Raw genomic sequence first — 14,070 nt, forward strand, 5'->3', positions numbered from 1 at the left:
AGAGATCGCAATGGCTACTGACAATCTTGAATTATACGAAGTGTTTGTGCGGGCGCGACGTGGCTTAGATCATAAGCATGTTGGCAGTTTACATGCACAAGATGCCGAGCAAGCTTTGGAATATGCCCGGGATTGCTATACCCGTCGCAGTGAAGGCGTAAGTATTTGGGTGGTGCGTTCACGCGATATTTGCGCTTCCCAAGAAGACGATAGCGAAAGCTTCTATGATCCGTCCGATGATAAACCTTATCGGCATGCGACTTACTATCAGCTTCCTGAAGCTGTAAACAATATGTGAGGTCATAATGAGCGACTTCGATCTCAAAGCAGCTACCCAAGAATATGCAACCCGCTTAGGTGATGACTCGGTTGTCTTAGGCCACCGCCTTTCTGAATGGACTAGCAATGGCCCTTTCTTAGAAGAAGACATTGCTCTTAGTAATGTGGCGCTTGACTATATTGGCCGTGCGCGTATGTATTACACCTATGCAGCAGAGTTGGCAGGCAATGGCAAAACTGAAGATGATTTTGCCTATACCCGTGATATGCGTGAATTCCGTAATCTGTTGATTCATGAACTACCACGCGGTGATTTTGCTTATACGATGGTGCGGCAATTGTTTGTGGATGTATTCAACACACATTACTTGCCTGAGCTTGCAAAATCTACTGATAGCACCCTGGCTGGTATTGCTCAGAAAGCGATTAAAGAAACCCGCTATCACTTACGTCGTAGCCACGAATGGGCTTTACGCTTAGGCGATGGTACTGAAGCAAGCCATCAGCGGATGCAACGTGCCATTGAATCACTGTGGGGTTATACCCACGAGCTATTCGATGCTGACCCACTGGAAGCGCAATTAGCTGATGCAGGTATCGGTGTGCATAACGCTGCCTTGCGTCCGGCTTGGTTAGAGCAAGTTTCAGCGATTTTGACTGAAGCGACACTAACTGTCCCAAAAGATGATTGGGCGGTACGTGGTGGACGTGTCGGTTATCACACTGAAAACCTCGGGCATATGCTCAATGATATGCAGTTTTTACATCGCGCCTATCCGGGCTGTCAGTGGTAACGATGATGGCTAAATCTATCCCAGTGATTCCGTTTGCTTGGTATGAACGCGCTCAACGGCGCAAGCAATCGGCTTTAACACAAATTTGGGAGGTACTGGATCAAGTTAAAGATCCAGAAATTCCCGTGTTAAGTATCTGGGATTTGGGTGTGCTTTGTGATGTACAAGCAGTTGAAGGTAAGTATGTAGTGAGCATCACCCCAACTTATTCTGGCTGCCCCGCGATGGAAACGATTAAAGCAGACATTGCCGCTGCCTTAGATGCAGCCAAGCTTCAACCCTATGAGATTGTGACACGCATCAGTCCCGCTTGGACGACCGATTGGTTATCGCCACAAGGTCGAGAGCAATTGCAAGCTTATGGCATTGCTCCGCCGGCGGGCGGTGGCTGTGCCCAAGCACAAGGCTTAACCCCAGATAGTGGAATTGAATGTCCGCACTGTAGCTCTAGCAATACACGCAGAATTAGTGAGTTTGGTTCAACAGCTTGTAAGGCCTTATTTCAATGCCAAGACTGTCATGAACCGTTTGATTACTTTAAGCATCTTTGAGGGTGACCCCGATGGCTGATACCCGTTTTTATCCTCTGACCATTAGCGAGATTAAACCAGAGACTGATACCGCAGTTTGTGTCTCGTTTAAGGTTCCACCAGAATTAACTGATACTTTTAAATTCGTGCAAGGCCAATTTCTCACCCTCAAAGCCGATATTGAGGGCGAAGATGTGCGACGTTCTTATTCGATCTGCTCCGGCGTGCATGATGGCAGCTTGCGGGTTGGGATTAAGCGCGTGCGTGGTGGCAAGTTCTCTAACTACGCGAATGATCAATTCAAAGTCGGTGATACGGTTGAAGTGATGCCGCCGCAAGGCAGCTTCAATTCACCTTTAAATGCTACTAATGCCAAAAGCTATATGTGCTTAGCGGGTGGTAGCGGGATTACGCCCATTTTGTCGATTATGAAAACCATTTTAGTCGAAGAGCCCAACAGTCAAGTGACCTTAATTTATGGGAATCGGCGTAGTAATTCAGTGATGTTTAAGGACGAATTGAGCTTCCTGAAAAACAAATACCTGAACCGTTTCCAATGGATCAATATCATGAGCCAAGAAGATCAAGGCGCTGATCTTCTCAATGGGCAAATTGATAATCAAAAAGGTTCTGCCTTACATAGAAGTCGCTTGATTAATATTAAAACTACCGACGAAGTGTTCATCTGTGGTCCTGAAGCGATGATGTCTGAAGTTTCACGGGGGTTTCGTGCGTCTGGTTTGAGTGATGAACAAATTCATTATGAATTGTTTGCTAACTCCTCAGCTGATGCAGCCACCTTATTGGAAAAAGCTCAGCAGCGGATTGAAACCTATGGCGAAGAAAAAACCAGTAAAGTCACCGTGATTGCGGATGGACGTTCGTTACAGTTTGATCTCGCTACCGTTGGGCAAAATATTTTAGATGCAGGAATTCATAATGGCCTAGACCTGCCCTATGCTTGCAAAGCGGGCGTTTGTTCGACTTGTAAAGCTAAATTGGTCAAAGGCCAAGTGGATATGGATATTCATCATGGTTTGGAAGCGCATGAAATTGCTGCAGGCTATATTTTAACCTGCCAAGCACATCCGGTTTCTGATGAAGTCGTAGTCGATTTTGATCAACGTTAGCAGCTTTTAACTAACATTTTCGCTTAAAACATCTGGAGGAGAGGATTCATGAAAAACTTGAAAAAGTTAATGCTAAGCTTTGCCATTGCATCAGCGGCAATGGCAGCTTCCGCACCAACTTGGGCAGAAACCACGATTCGTGTCGGTTCTTGGTTGCCACCCGCGCACACCATGAATGCTGATGTTCTACCGACTTGGGGCAAGTGGATTGAGGAAGCCACTGAAGGTCGCGTCAAATTGAAAATTGAATACCCCGGCGGTGATCCCAAAGCCTTACTTGACCAAGTACAAGACGGTGCTTATGAAGCCGCTTGGACTTTCCACGGTTACTATCCTGGGCGCTTTAAACTGACCAAAATGGTGGAATTACCCGGTATCGAAGGTGGTGCGAAAGGTGCATCGATTGCTCATTGGCGCATCAATGAGAAATACCTATCTAAAGCTAATGAACATGAAGGCGTGGTCTTAGCAGGATTATTTACGCATGGCCCTGGTCAAATCCACTTGGCTAAACCCATTGAAAAACTCGCTGAGATGAAAGGTAAAAAGATTCGTATCGGTGGTGGGGTGCAAGCAGATATTGGTAAAGCCATGGGCGTCGAAGGTGTGGCAGCTCCAGGTTCTAAAGTTTATGAAATTCTCGCACAAGGTGTTGCCGATGGCGCTTTCATGCCAATGGGTGAGAAGAAAACCCTACGTTTAAAAGAAGTAGCACCCTTCACTATTAAATTCCCACACGGTATGTACTTAGGCAGTTTCATGATTATTCTGAATAAGGACTTCATGGAGAAACTAGACCCTAAAGATCGTGACGCGATTATGAAGGTATCGGGTGAAAAGCTCTCTGCTTTAGCGGGTGAAAAATGGGGTCAGGAAGCTGAAGAAGGCGAGAAAGATGCAATTGCTGCTGGCAATACAATCAAAGAGGCCACTCCAGAAATGCTTGCTGAGTTTGCAGAAATGACCAAAGACTTTGACAAAAACTTCTTAGAAAGCGTCAAAGACAGTGGTGTAGATGCAGCCGCTGCCTTGAAAGAATTGCGTGAAATCGCCAAAGCCGAAGGATCAAAATGAGATGACGAGTGCTGAACAAATCACCCAGCACTCTGAGCAGGGGCTAGCCAGATGGCTAGCTCTTACTCTCAACCTGATCGCAGGCAGTGCTTTAATGTTGATGATGATCATCACATGCCTAGATGTGATTGGTCGTTATTTTTTTAATAAACCTTTAGTGGGTGGCGTTGAACTCATTGAGGTTTTATTAGGAATAATGATCTTCATGGCTTTGCCAGTAATTTCTTGGCGCAATGAAGATGTAGTTGTGGATATTTTGGATTCCTACGTCCCACCGCGTATGACTCTATTCCGTCATATTGTATTTAACGTCATCACTGCTATTGCTTTAGTTGTGATTGGTCAACGTATTTGGGATTTGGGTGTACGTGCTAGTTCACATAGCGAAGTCACCGAATACTTGCATCTTCCGGTTGGTGCAATCGTGAGTTTCTTTGGAGTGATGTGCTGGTTCACAGCCCTAGTACTAGTCACACTTGGTATTTACCGTGCCCTTGTACAATATCGTTTGACACAAACCTTAACTACTCAAAACCTGGAGTAAAACCATGTTAGTGTCCTTAGTGGGTTTTGCAGTTTTACTCTTCCTGATTATGGTGCGCATGCCCATTGGCATTGCGATGGGTTTGGTCGGTTTCTTTGGCTTTGCTTGGCTGAATGATTGGAACTGGACAGCCGCGTTGTCCATGTCCGCCCGCCGGATCATTGATACTTCGCGTGATTATAGCCTCACAGTCATTCCTCTCTTCATTTTAATGGGGAACTTTGTAACCAAATCTGGTTTATCTAATGAGTTGTACCGCGCTTCTTATGCCTTTATGGGGCATTTGCGGGGTGGTTTAGCGATGGCCACCGTAGTGGCTTGTGGTGGTTTTTCAGCAATCTGTGGTTCAAGCTTAGCGACCGCTGCTACTATGTCTAAAGTCTCTATGCCGCCAATGCGTAAATACGGTTATAGCGATAGCTTAGCCACTGCTTCGATTGCAGCGGGGGGCACACTGGGTATCTTAATCCCACCTAGCGTTATTCTGTTGATTTACGGCATTATGACCGAGCAAAGTATCCGTGAATTATTCGCAGCCGGTTTCTTGCCCGGTATGTTAGGTATTGCACTCTATGTTTGTGCTGTTGCATGGACAGTGTGGCGTAATCCTAAAGCAGGCCCTCCTGGGGAACGCTCAACAGGTAAAGAACGTTTAGAGGCCATGAAAGGGGTTTGGGGTACTTTACTCCTCTTCGTGCTTGTCATCGGCGGGATGTATATCGGTGCTTTCACTGCAACTGAAGCCGCTGGGATTGGTGCTGCGGGTGCTTTTATGATTGCATTGTCACGCAAATCTATTTCTTGGCGCACCCTGTATGAAGTATTGACTGAAACTGCACATACTTCAGCCTCGCTATTCTTCGTCGTCATCGGCGCCCTGATTTTCTCCAATTTTATTACTCGTGCTGAATTTCCTGATTACTTATTGCAGTTCGTACAAAGCTACAATTTAAGCCCCATGATGGTCATTTTCATGATTTTAGTGATCTATATTCTGCTGGGCTGTATTTTAGAAAGCTTGTCGATGATGTTACTGACCGTACCGATTTTCTATCCCTTGGTACAAAGCCTTGGTTTTGACTTGGTATGGTTTGGGATCTTAGTTGTAGTTGTCACTGAAATCAGCTTGCTGACTCCCCCAGTGGGTTTGAATGTCTTCGTCTTAAGCGGTGTGCTGAAAGATGTCAAAACCAGTACGATTTTTAAAGGTGTCACACCTTTCTGGGTAGCAGACATTATCCGCTTAACTTTATTGACCTTAATTCCAGCCATTTCCCTATTTTTACCGGAAATTTTATATCGCTGACCTAGCGATTAGCTGAATTAACACACGGGATTAATACACAGAATGACAGGCATGAGCTTTAAAACTATTGAGTTAGCCATTGCAGATGGCGTGGCAACCTTAACCTTTAATCGCCCCGATAAGCTAAATAGCTTTAATACCGAAATGCATGCAGAAGTGCGTGAAGCGTTAAAAGCTGTGCAAGCTGATACTAGCGTGCGCTGCTTATTAATCACTGGGAAGGGGCGTGGCTTTTGTGCAGGCCAAGATCTCGCTGATGAGGTTGCAGCGGCGGATATTGGTGCGACTGTAGAGCGTGAGTACAACCCCTTAGTACGCACGCTCACCACTCTTCCCATGCCAGTGATTTGTGCAGTGAATGGCACAGCCGCGGGCGCGGGTGCGAATATCGCCTTAGCTTGCGATATTGTATTAGCCGCCCGCTCGGCATCTTTCATTCAAGCCTTCTGTAAAATCGGTTTAGTGCCCGACTCAGGTGGTACTTGGACTTTGCCGCGAGTAGTTGGGCATGCGCGTGCGATGGCTTTAACTGTATTAGGTGACAAGATTAGTGCTGAAAAAGCGGAAAGTTGGGGAATGATTTGGAAATGCGTGGACGACGCAGATTTGATGACAGAAGCCTCGAAACTAGCTAAGCATTTAGCGACTCAACCTACTAAAGGTTTAGCCATGACCAAACAAGCCATTCATGCAGCAGGCACGAATACCTTAGATCAGCAGCTTGATTTAGAGCGTGATTTGCAAGCAGCGGCGGCCGCCAGTGATGACTTTAAAGAGGGTGTCAATGCTTTCTTAGAGAAACGCGCCCCGGTATTTAAAGGAGCTTAAGATGACTGAGAAAGATCCTTTTGCACGCGCTTGTAGTGATGCAATGCATGCGAATGATCGCACTGCGCATATGATGGGTATCAACATTGTGGACACCGTGGCAGGCCACGCGGTGCTGACTATGAAAGTCCGCACTGACATGCTCAACGGGCATGATGTTTGCCACGGCGGTATGCTGTTTACACTGGCTGATACCGCTTTCGCTCATGCTTGTAATAACACGAATAAAGTTACCCTTGCTTCAGGCTGCACAATTGATTTCCTCGCGCCAGCTTACGAAGGTGAACTCTTGACCGCAACCGCAGTAGAGCGCTCGCGTAGTGGACGTACCGGCGTTTATGATGTGGAAATTCATAATCCTGATGGCAAATTAGTAGCGACTTTTCGAGGTCGCTCCTATCAACTCAAAGGTAGCGTGCTACCCGAAAGCTAAGCCTAAATAGCACCAAGGAGGAGGAGAAAAATGAGTACAGGTTTTCCAAATGAGACACTGACTTTAGAGAATTTTACTAAAGCCAGTCAAGACGAAATCCAAGCTTTGCAATTGAAACGTCTGCAATGGACGGTGAAACATGCCTATCAAAATGTGCCCATGTATCGAGCTAAATTCGATGCGGCTGGGGTACATCCTGATGATTTAAAACAGCTTAGTGATATTCAAAAATTTCCTTACACGACTAAACACGACTTACGCGATAACTATCCGTTTGGTATGTTTGCGGTACCAATGGAACAAGTTTCGCGGATTCATGCTTCTAGTGGTACGACGGGCAAACCTACAGTCGTCGGTTATACCAAGGGTGATATTGAACGCTGGTCGGAGGCGGTCGCCCGCGCCATTCTGGCAGCCGGTGGTAAACCGGGTAATAAAGTCCATGTTGCTTATGGCTACGGTTTATTTACGGGTGGCTTGGGTGCGCACTATGGAGCGGAGCGTTTAGGCTGTACGGTCATTCCGATGTCGGGTGGTCAGACTGAAAAACAAGTACAACTGATTCAGGATTTTAAGCCTGACATTATTATGGTGACCCCATCCTATTGTTTAAATATCGCTGATGAGTTTGAACGACAAGGTTTAGACCCACGAGCTTGTTCACTGCGGGTCGGTATTTTCGGGGCTGAGCCGTGGACACCTGCGATGCGTTTAGAGATTGAGCAACGTATGGGTTTGGATGCGGTGGATATTTATGGCTTATCTGAAGTCATGGGACCAGGTGTTGCGCAAGAATTTGTGCAAACTAAAGACGGCCCTACCATTTGGGAAGATATGTTCTACCCAGAAACGATTCATCCTGAAACCCTGCAAACGGTGGCTGATGGGCAAGAAGGTGAATTAGTCTTCACTTCCTTAGTGAAAGAAGCGATGCCGGTGATTCGTTATCGCACCCGTGATCTCACGACCCTACTTCCCGGCAGCGCCTGTAATATGCGGCGCATGGCAAAAATTACTGGGCGCAGCGACGACATGATGATTATTCGTGGCGTGAATGTATTCCCGACTCAGATTGAAGAAATTCTGCTGAAGATTGAAAAGCTTTCCCCTCATTATCAAATTGAAATCACGCGTGATGGTAATTTAGATAACCTCACTGTGCATGTTGAAGCGCGTAGTAATCAAGTCAGTGAAGCTGAGCGCGCTGCTGCTGCTAAAGAACTGCAACATCGGATTAAAGTTTTGGTGGGTGTCAGCACCAAAATCAATGTGAAATCTGAAGGCGAAATTGCACGTTCCCAAGGTAAAGCCCAGCGGGTTGTGGATAATAGGCCAAAAGTTTAAGCATTAATAGTGCGCATCACTCAATGCGCACTTCCATTAAAGTGAAGCCCCCAAGCCTATTACTCAGTATTCTTATAGGCAGGATGCATATACTCAATCTTAAGAATATTTCTTATATTTATTAGTGTAGATGACTTGTTTGCATTCCAAACCACAATGACATTTTGTGGCTCAGGTATTTTTGAAAGATGGCTATAACGCACTGAAATATATTGCCCTAAATTCTGCTGCTTACTAATTGTTATGGAAGCTAATAAATCATAAGCAGGCATAGAAAGAGACTTAGTATAAATTTCAATAATACGGTTCTGAGCACTAATTTCGTTTGGCTGCTCAAGCAGGCTAACATTAATAAAGGTTAGCATCGGATCATAGGCAACTAACTGGATCTCGCCCTGTTCGAAACTCAAACTATAAATTACATTAGGCGTATTAGCATTTTGCAAACTACAGCTAATAGACTTTGGACTTACATATTCATAGCTAGACTGAAAAATAGCCTGTGCTGCTTGTTCTCTTTTTAGCTCAGGCATCTTCTGAATAGAGATGCTTGTGTTGTTATTATCACCCCCTCCCCCTGTACAGAACAGCTCCGAAGCTTTTACTAAGCTAGAAAATAGCAAGTTAAACACGAGTATTAAGGCTAGATTTTTCATATTAATCTATCTGATTTAATAGTTTATTTATGACTCTAGGTACTGGTTTTTGTGGATTAGCTTTTAGATCATTAGAGTCTACGGGAAAAGCAGTCGCTCTTGACTGTGGCAACGGAGGGGAAAACTTGGTATCTAGCTCTGTCCGTTGACCAATACATACCGGCTGTTGCCAGTTTGGTAGACTAGTGGATTTTGTGCCTATATCAAAAAAATCTTTCAACAAAATTGCTTTTTTATTTTCAGCACTCCAAAGATCCCTATCTTTTTCAAAACCAAATTTAAGACTGCAATCATAATAACAATGCTTTGCTTTTCACCGCTTATATAAGTTGGTGCTTTATTTAAATTTGCAGTACAACTCCCTAAAAAACCAATTTTATCACTCATAAAAAATCCTTTTATTTATGAAATAATTAAATACTAAGAATATGCATAAATTATAATTAGGGCATTTTTACGAAAAAAATCCTCGAAAACGATCAACGGTATTTTTTTAATGATGTTTATTATTTTTGAAGATTGTTATAGCTATTAAGCCTATTTAAACCCCAGCTCCCTTAGCCGTTCCTGCAAATAACTATCAGCGGTATAACGCTCCGATAGTACTACTTCAGGACGAGGGTGCAAAAACAGAGGCAAGGAAATCCGTGAGACATTCGCAGCACTCGGGGGTGGATTGATGACTCGATGCGTAGTGGAAGGGAAATAACCACCCGACACTTCTTGTAACATATCACCAATATTTACAATCAGATAACCGAAGTCACATGGCACATCTAACCACTCCCCTGCTTTTGTCAAGACTTGCAAACCGGGTTCATTCGCCGCGGGCAAAATGGTTAGCAGATTAATATCCTCATGCGCTGCTGCGCGTAAAGCTTGTGAAGGTTCTGAGCCTTTAAAGGGCGGATAATGCAAAACACGCAATAGTGTCTGATCGCTACCGCGAATCATCGTAGAAAGCGGTTCATGGTAACGGTTAGCCACTTCAGGCGGAGAATAAGCTTCAATCCACCCCAATAACTCCTCAGCTAGAGCATTAGCTTGTTGACGATAAGCAATCAGCTCAGGGCGCAAAGCGTCGGGGCAAATCCCCCACGGATGATAAAAATGGAAATACTCTTTAAGATCACGGACTGCGCAACCCTTAGCGGTTTCTGAAACTTCTGGTGGAAAGTAACCATCAAAAGTCGAGCGGAAGCGGTATTCGTATTTCTCAGTGCTTTGAAAAAACTTGAGCCAATGTTGATAAATCGACTGCACAGACTCTTGGCGAATCGGATGGTTTTTTAAAACACCAAAACCAAATTCACGCAAAGACTCAACAAAAATGGCTGCCGCATTGGGCGCTAAATAATCAACAGCTTGTAAATTCATTTTGACCTCGCTTGCCAATAGCTATTGGTCAAGGTGTCGCGGAAAAAATCAATCACGCCTTGGGCATTCACCTTCATACAAGCTTTATGGATAGGGCGCTCATCCCAAGCACGCACAAAATAAGCATCACCTTTAATCCGCTTCATGATAGTCTGCCCAGCCGCAATCCCATCGGGAACAACACAAATACCACCTTCAACCGTTTCAAATAATTCGGGCTTAAGCACATAAGTGAGAGCTGAAATATCATGCCCATAGCAGCCTGGAGCTTTGTATTCATGCTGGTAAAAGTCGATATAAAAATCAGCGGCACGATGCAACATAGGGCCAACTTTGCGATTATGGGCAGCGATATAACTAAACAGTTTACGATCAAATAGCACTGTATAAGTCACATCTAAACCAACCATCACGAGTGGCCAATCAGCGGCCATTACAATATCAGCAGCATGCGGATCAGCAAAAATATTTGCTTCAGCTACAGGTGACACATTCCCCACATGCTCAATCGTGCCCCCCATAATCACGACTTGTTTAACTAACTTAGGAATTTCAGGGTCAAGTTCAAGCACATGCGCTAAATTACCCAAAGGCCCCACCGCAACTAAAGTGACTTCACCGGGATATTTACGAACTTGCTCAATAATGAAAGGGGCGGCAAATTGATCATGTTGGCGGCGATGTGGGGGAGGTAAAAACTGATCCCCTAAACCATCCATACCATGCACAAAATCGGGGAAAGGCATAGGGTCACAATGCATTGGCCAAGACTCACCGATACACACCGGTACATCGGCTCCAGACATTTCAACCAATGTCAGTGCATTCATACAAGCCTGCGCTACACTCACATTGCCAAAGGTTGTAGTTAGACCAAGTAACTCAATCTCAGGGTGTGCAATCGCGGCGAAAATCGCCATTGCATCATCAATACCAGGGTCAGTATCTAGAATAATCTTATGCGTCATTCCTCAACCTTACTGTTAAAAAGCATCTACTTCGGCAGCAGTAGGAATACTTGAAGAAGCTCCCACCCGTTGCACACATAAAGCCGATGCCTTACCCGCACGCTCTAAAGCCGCACGCAAGGACTGGCCTTGCATCCGAGCATGCAAAAAATATCCAATGAAGGTATCACCCGCCCCTGTCGTATCTACCGCTTTTACTGGTAAGGCAGGCACAAATTCGAGTTGCCCTTGCTGAACACTAGCCGCCCCTTTTGAACCAAGCGTAATGACCACTAGCGTATTCGGCCAACGGGCTTGTAATAAAGCTGCTAACTCCTCTAAAGTTGGTAGAGGCTCAACAGGCAAACCAAGTAGCTGACAAACCTCTACTTGATTTACAAATAGCAGACTGAGTTTTTCTAAGGGCAAATCTTTCACTGCTGCATTCATCGGTGCTGGATTGAATGCAATCTTTAAACCTCGTGCCGAAGCCAAGTCGATCATTTCTTGAGTGCAACTGCATTCGTTTTGCAGCAACAGCCAATCGCCTGCTTGGGCAGCTTGGAGACTAGTTGCTAAATCAGTAGCAGTGAACGAATGATTGGCACCCGCATAGAGAATAATCGAGTTTTCGGCCTGATCATCGACTTGAATAATCGCATGCCCACTCGGCTCATTGACTGTTTCTAAATGCTGCGCAGAGACACCCGCATCAATAAGGGTTTGCACTAAAGCCTGATCGACAGCGTTATAGCGGCCAATATGCAAGACCTCACTACCAGCGCGAGCTAAAGCAATCGACTGATTTGCACCTTTCCCCCCTAACACTTGCTGATAATGATAGCTGCTTAAGGTTTCGCCAGGCAGCACCAAATGCGGGACTCGGTAGACATGATCGATATTGATAGAGCCATAATTATAGATAGGCATAAGGATGGTTTGGGTAACTCGCGATGCCTGCATTATAACCCTAGACACCCCTTGAAAAGATAGAGCTAATACGGCGTTTTTGCTGGTATATTTATTGCAGCGCAATAAGCCACAGTTGAACTTGGCGGAAATTGCACGCATGGCTAACCACTCTATTCTTTACCCCCTCGCTGCAGTCTTGCATCAGCTCAGTGCTACCCTGAATAGTCAACAGTCTGGTACTTTTCTCATTGCCACTGAGCAGAACACCTCCTGCCGCTTTGCTATTGAGCATGGGCGCATCACTCATTGCACACATAGCCGTGATAAAGGTGCTGCTGCAGTCCAGAGCCTCTTGCAAGCTAAGCAAGCTTCTTGTGCTTTTTCAGAAAACCTAATGCTCCCTTTTAGAGCGGAAGCTGCGGTAACGCACGAATTTTGCTTAAAAACTTTAGGCTTGCAACTTGCCAAACTTGAAGATCAATCTAAATTAGCTAACGAAACTCCAGTTGACCCAAGCCCCCAACCCGCCCTAGATAACTCCAATACTAATCGGCGTAATCGGTTTTATCGTGGTGGTTATGCTTTAGGCGACAATGACGCTGCTGTGTAAAGCAAGATCAAGATCATGTAAAAAAATGTAAAGCTGCTGTTCGCTCACTGCTTTGTCCGTAATCATAAGCCTCATATAAACAACAGACCTTAAAACGGATAAATGATGATGGATGTGAATAAACTACGCCCGTGGGCTACCCCTTTAACCATTGGTGCCTTTATTTTAATGGCAATCACTGGTTTATTAATGTATTTCCATGTACAGCTAGGCTTAGCAAAAGCCGCGCATGAATGGTTGAGTATCGTCATGGTCGGGGCAGTAGGTTTGCATTTAGTGGTAAACTGGAAAGTCTTTAAGCGCTATTTTAGCCAAAAATTAGGCTTAGCCATTATTAGTCTATTCGCAATTCTCACCATTACCGCACTCGTAATACCGCAACCAGGCGGCTCCCGTGGGGGTCGTCCAGATCAACAAGCAGCGAATCTGTTATTGAACTTACCGATTACTAGTTTAGCCAGCGTTACGAATAAAACGGTGGAAAATATTCAAGCGACGCTTAGCCAACAAGGTTTCACCATCACTGATCCAAATAGCACGCTGAAACAAGTCGCTGAGGCTAGCAAGCGCAATCCAATGGAAGCTTTGGGCAAAGCATTACAGTAACGAGAGAGCACATGAGCAAACTACTGCTGGTCGATGACGATCTAGAGCTAAATAAACTTCTCAGCACGTATTTAACCCAAGAAGGCTTTGAAGTCACTGCAGTTATGGATGGTGCATCAGCAGTAAAAGAAGCCAGCCTACACGAGTATGCTTTGATAGTGCTAGATGTGATGATGCCGGGCATGAATGGCATTGAGGCACTGAGCCGAATTCGCATGAATAGCTCAGTGCCGGTGTTAATGCTCACGGCACGCGGCGATGATATTGATCGGATCATGGGCTTAGAAATGGGTGCAGATGATTATGTGCCTAAACCCTGCTTGCCGCGTGAACTCGTTGCCCGTATCCGGGCTATTTTGCGCCGAACTGCTCCCGCTGGAAATACCGCTAGTAATGAACCCTTGCATGTGGGCGAATTGAGCCTGTGGCCTGAAAAGCGTTTAGCGACTTGGCAAAACCAAGCGTTAGAACTCACTAGTACTGAATTTAGTTTGCTGTTAGTGCTCGCTCAGCAAGCGGGCAAAGTGGTTAGCAAAAATGATCTATCTGAAATTGGCATAGGCCGTCCCCTCACCCGCTATGACCGCAGCATTGATGTACATATGAGCAGCATTCGGCACAAACTTGGCAATTTGCCAGATGGGCGCTCCTGTATTCAAACCGTGCGTGGCGTTGGTTATCAACTGATTCGAGACTAACT

18 protein-coding genes are annotated in these 14,070 nt (G+C 45.3%); 13 read left to right on the plus strand and 5 right to left on the minus strand.

Going from position 1 to position 14,070, the window contains the following annotated elements:
- Positions 1–10 precede the first annotated feature (10 nt).
- The 10 genes from paaB to paaK are packed head-to-tail and all read left to right on the plus strand — an operon-like array spanning position 11 to position 8,262.
- Positions 11–298, plus strand: a complete 288-nt coding sequence (paaB, locus tag Q0230_RS17585; protein WP_298612353.1) for a 1,2-phenylacetyl-CoA epoxidase subunit PaaB — start codon at positions 11–13, stop codon at positions 296–298.
- A gap of 7 nt (positions 299–305) precedes the next feature.
- Positions 306–1,073 carry a 1,2-phenylacetyl-CoA epoxidase subunit PaaC gene (gene paaC / locus Q0230_RS17590; RefSeq protein ID WP_298612356.1) on the plus strand — a complete coding sequence of 256 codons (768 nt, stop codon included), beginning with the start codon at positions 306–308 and terminating at the stop codon, positions 1,071–1,073.
- Between the two features lie 2 nt (positions 1,074–1,075).
- Positions 1,076–1,624: a 1,2-phenylacetyl-CoA epoxidase subunit PaaD gene (gene paaD / locus Q0230_RS17595; RefSeq protein WP_298612359.1), complete on the plus strand. Its 549-nt coding sequence runs from the start codon at positions 1,076–1,078 to the stop codon at positions 1,622–1,624.
- Positions 1,625–1,635: 11 nt separating this feature from the next.
- Positions 1,636–2,733: a 1,2-phenylacetyl-CoA epoxidase subunit PaaE gene (gene paaE, locus Q0230_RS17600; RefSeq protein ID WP_298612362.1), complete on the plus strand. Its 1,098-nt coding sequence runs from the start codon at positions 1,636–1,638 to the stop codon at positions 2,731–2,733.
- 48 nt (positions 2,734–2,781) lie between these two features.
- Positions 2,782–3,807 carry a TRAP transporter substrate-binding protein gene (locus Q0230_RS17605; protein WP_298612365.1) on the plus strand — a complete coding sequence of 342 codons (1,026 nt, stop codon included), beginning with the start codon at positions 2,782–2,784 and terminating at the stop codon, positions 3,805–3,807.
- Position 3,808: 1 nt separating this feature from the next.
- The gene (locus tag Q0230_RS17610) at positions 3,809–4,351 is read left to right on the plus strand and encodes a TRAP transporter small permease (protein WP_298612368.1); all 543 of its coding nucleotides are present in this window, start codon (positions 3,809–3,811) and stop codon (positions 4,349–4,351) included.
- Between the two features lie 4 nt (positions 4,352–4,355).
- Entirely contained in the window at positions 4,356–5,657 is a 1,302-nt protein-coding gene (locus Q0230_RS17615; protein ID WP_298612371.1) for a TRAP transporter large permease, read from the plus strand.
- Positions 5,658–5,708: 51 nt separating this feature from the next.
- Positions 5,709–6,485 (plus strand): 2-(1,2-epoxy-1,2-dihydrophenyl)acetyl-CoA isomerase PaaG, encoded by a 777-nt coding sequence (gene paaG / locus Q0230_RS17620; RefSeq protein ID WP_298612374.1) that lies wholly within the window; start codon positions 5,709–5,711, stop codon positions 6,483–6,485.
- 1 nt (position 6,486) lies between these two features.
- Positions 6,487–6,918 (plus strand): hydroxyphenylacetyl-CoA thioesterase PaaI, encoded by a 432-nt coding sequence (gene paaI / locus Q0230_RS17625; protein WP_298612377.1) that lies wholly within the window; start codon positions 6,487–6,489, stop codon positions 6,916–6,918.
- 30 nt (positions 6,919–6,948) lie between these two features.
- A complete protein-coding gene (paaK, locus tag Q0230_RS17630; RefSeq protein ID WP_298612380.1) occupies positions 6,949–8,262 on the plus strand; it encodes a phenylacetate--CoA ligase PaaK in 1,314 nt (437 codons plus the stop codon).
- 59 nt (positions 8,263–8,321) lie between these two features.
- On the opposite strand, the gene Q0230_RS17635 is transcribed toward paaK, so the two are convergent.
- From Q0230_RS17635 to Q0230_RS17655, 5 genes are all read right to left on the minus strand, one after another.
- On the minus strand, positions 8,322–8,918 hold the full coding sequence (locus Q0230_RS17635; RefSeq protein WP_298612383.1) for a hypothetical protein: 597 nt from the start codon (positions 8,916–8,918) through the stop codon (positions 8,322–8,324).
- Positions 8,919–9,134: 216 nt separating this feature from the next.
- Positions 9,135–9,305, minus strand: coding sequence for a hypothetical protein (locus Q0230_RS17640; RefSeq protein WP_298612386.1), 171 nt, complete (start codon positions 9,303–9,305; stop codon positions 9,135–9,137).
- 150 nt (positions 9,306–9,455) lie between these two features.
- Entirely contained in the window at positions 9,456–10,295 is an 840-nt protein-coding gene (locus Q0230_RS17645; protein ID WP_298612389.1) for a 2OG-Fe(II) oxygenase family protein, read from the minus strand.
- A complete protein-coding gene (locus tag Q0230_RS17650; protein ID WP_298612392.1) occupies positions 10,292–11,263 on the minus strand; it encodes a nucleoside hydrolase in 972 nt (323 codons plus the stop codon). The genes Q0230_RS17645 and Q0230_RS17650 overlap by 4 nt, the downstream gene beginning before the upstream one ends.
- Positions 11,264–11,278: 15 nt before the next feature.
- Positions 11,279–12,172 (minus strand): ribokinase, encoded by an 894-nt coding sequence (locus Q0230_RS17655; RefSeq protein ID WP_298612395.1) that lies wholly within the window; start codon positions 12,170–12,172, stop codon positions 11,279–11,281.
- A gap of 94 nt (positions 12,173–12,266) precedes the next feature.
- On the opposite strand from Q0230_RS17655, the gene Q0230_RS17660 reads away from it, so the two are divergent.
- The 3 genes from Q0230_RS17660 (at position 12,267) to Q0230_RS17670 (ending at position 14,068) form a co-directional block, all read left to right on the plus strand.
- On the plus strand, positions 12,267–12,764 hold the full coding sequence (locus Q0230_RS17660; RefSeq protein WP_298612398.1) for a hypothetical protein: 498 nt from the start codon (positions 12,267–12,269) through the stop codon (positions 12,762–12,764).
- A gap of 108 nt (positions 12,765–12,872) precedes the next feature.
- A complete protein-coding gene (locus Q0230_RS17665; RefSeq protein ID WP_298612445.1) occupies positions 12,873–13,370 on the plus strand; it encodes a DUF4405 domain-containing protein in 498 nt (165 codons plus the stop codon).
- An 11-nt stretch (positions 13,371–13,381) separates the two neighbouring features.
- Positions 13,382–14,068, plus strand: a complete 687-nt coding sequence (locus Q0230_RS17670) for a response regulator transcription factor (protein WP_298612401.1) — start codon at positions 13,382–13,384, stop codon at positions 14,066–14,068.
- The last annotated feature ends 2 nt before the right edge of the window (positions 14,069–14,070 follow it).

Source organism: uncultured Thiothrix sp. (assembly GCF_937876535.1).
Classification (GTDB): Bacteria; Pseudomonadota; Gammaproteobacteria; order Thiotrichales; family Thiotrichaceae; genus Thiolinea.

Excerpts from the sequence above, each read along its gene's own strand:
- paaB (WP_298612353.1), top strand. The coding sequence starts at position 11 with ATGGCTACTGACAATCTTGAATTATACGAAGTGTTTGTGCGGGCGCGA.
- paaC (WP_298612356.1), top strand. The coding sequence starts at position 306 with ATGAGCGACTTCGATCTCAAAGCAGCTACCCAAGAATATGCAACCCGC.
- paaD (WP_298612359.1), top strand. The coding sequence starts at position 1,076 with ATGATGGCTAAATCTATCCCAGTGATTCCGTTTGCTTGGTATGAACGC.
- paaE (WP_298612362.1), top strand. The coding sequence starts at position 1,636 with ATGGCTGATACCCGTTTTTATCCTCTGACCATTAGCGAGATTAAACCA.
- Q0230_RS17605 (WP_298612365.1), top strand. The coding sequence starts at position 2,782 with ATGAAAAACTTGAAAAAGTTAATGCTAAGCTTTGCCATTGCATCAGCG.
- Q0230_RS17610 (WP_298612368.1), top strand. The coding sequence starts at position 3,809 with ATGACGAGTGCTGAACAAATCACCCAGCACTCTGAGCAGGGGCTAGCC.
- Q0230_RS17615 (WP_298612371.1), top strand. The coding sequence starts at position 4,356 with ATGTTAGTGTCCTTAGTGGGTTTTGCAGTTTTACTCTTCCTGATTATG.
- paaG (WP_298612374.1), top strand. The coding sequence starts at position 5,709 with ATGAGCTTTAAAACTATTGAGTTAGCCATTGCAGATGGCGTGGCAACC.
- paaI (WP_298612377.1), top strand. The coding sequence starts at position 6,487 with ATGACTGAGAAAGATCCTTTTGCACGCGCTTGTAGTGATGCAATGCAT.
- paaK (WP_298612380.1), top strand. The coding sequence starts at position 6,949 with ATGAGTACAGGTTTTCCAAATGAGACACTGACTTTAGAGAATTTTACT.
- Q0230_RS17635 (WP_298612383.1), bottom strand. The coding sequence starts at position 8,918 with ATGAAAAATCTAGCCTTAATACTCGTGTTTAACTTGCTATTTTCTAGC.
- Q0230_RS17640 (WP_298612386.1), bottom strand. The coding sequence starts at position 9,305 with ATGAGTGATAAAATTGGTTTTTTAGGGAGTTGTACTGCAAATTTAAAT.
- Q0230_RS17645 (WP_298612389.1), bottom strand. The coding sequence starts at position 10,295 with ATGAATTTACAAGCTGTTGATTATTTAGCGCCCAATGCGGCAGCCATT.
- Q0230_RS17650 (WP_298612392.1), bottom strand. The coding sequence starts at position 11,263 with ATGACGCATAAGATTATTCTAGATACTGACCCTGGTATTGATGATGCA.
- Q0230_RS17655 (WP_298612395.1), bottom strand. The coding sequence starts at position 12,172 with ATGCCTATCTATAATTATGGCTCTATCAATATCGATCATGTCTACCGA.
- Q0230_RS17665 (WP_298612445.1), top strand. The coding sequence starts at position 12,873 with ATGGATGTGAATAAACTACGCCCGTGGGCTACCCCTTTAACCATTGGT.
- Q0230_RS17670 (WP_298612401.1), top strand. The coding sequence starts at position 13,382 with ATGAGCAAACTACTGCTGGTCGATGACGATCTAGAGCTAAATAAACTT.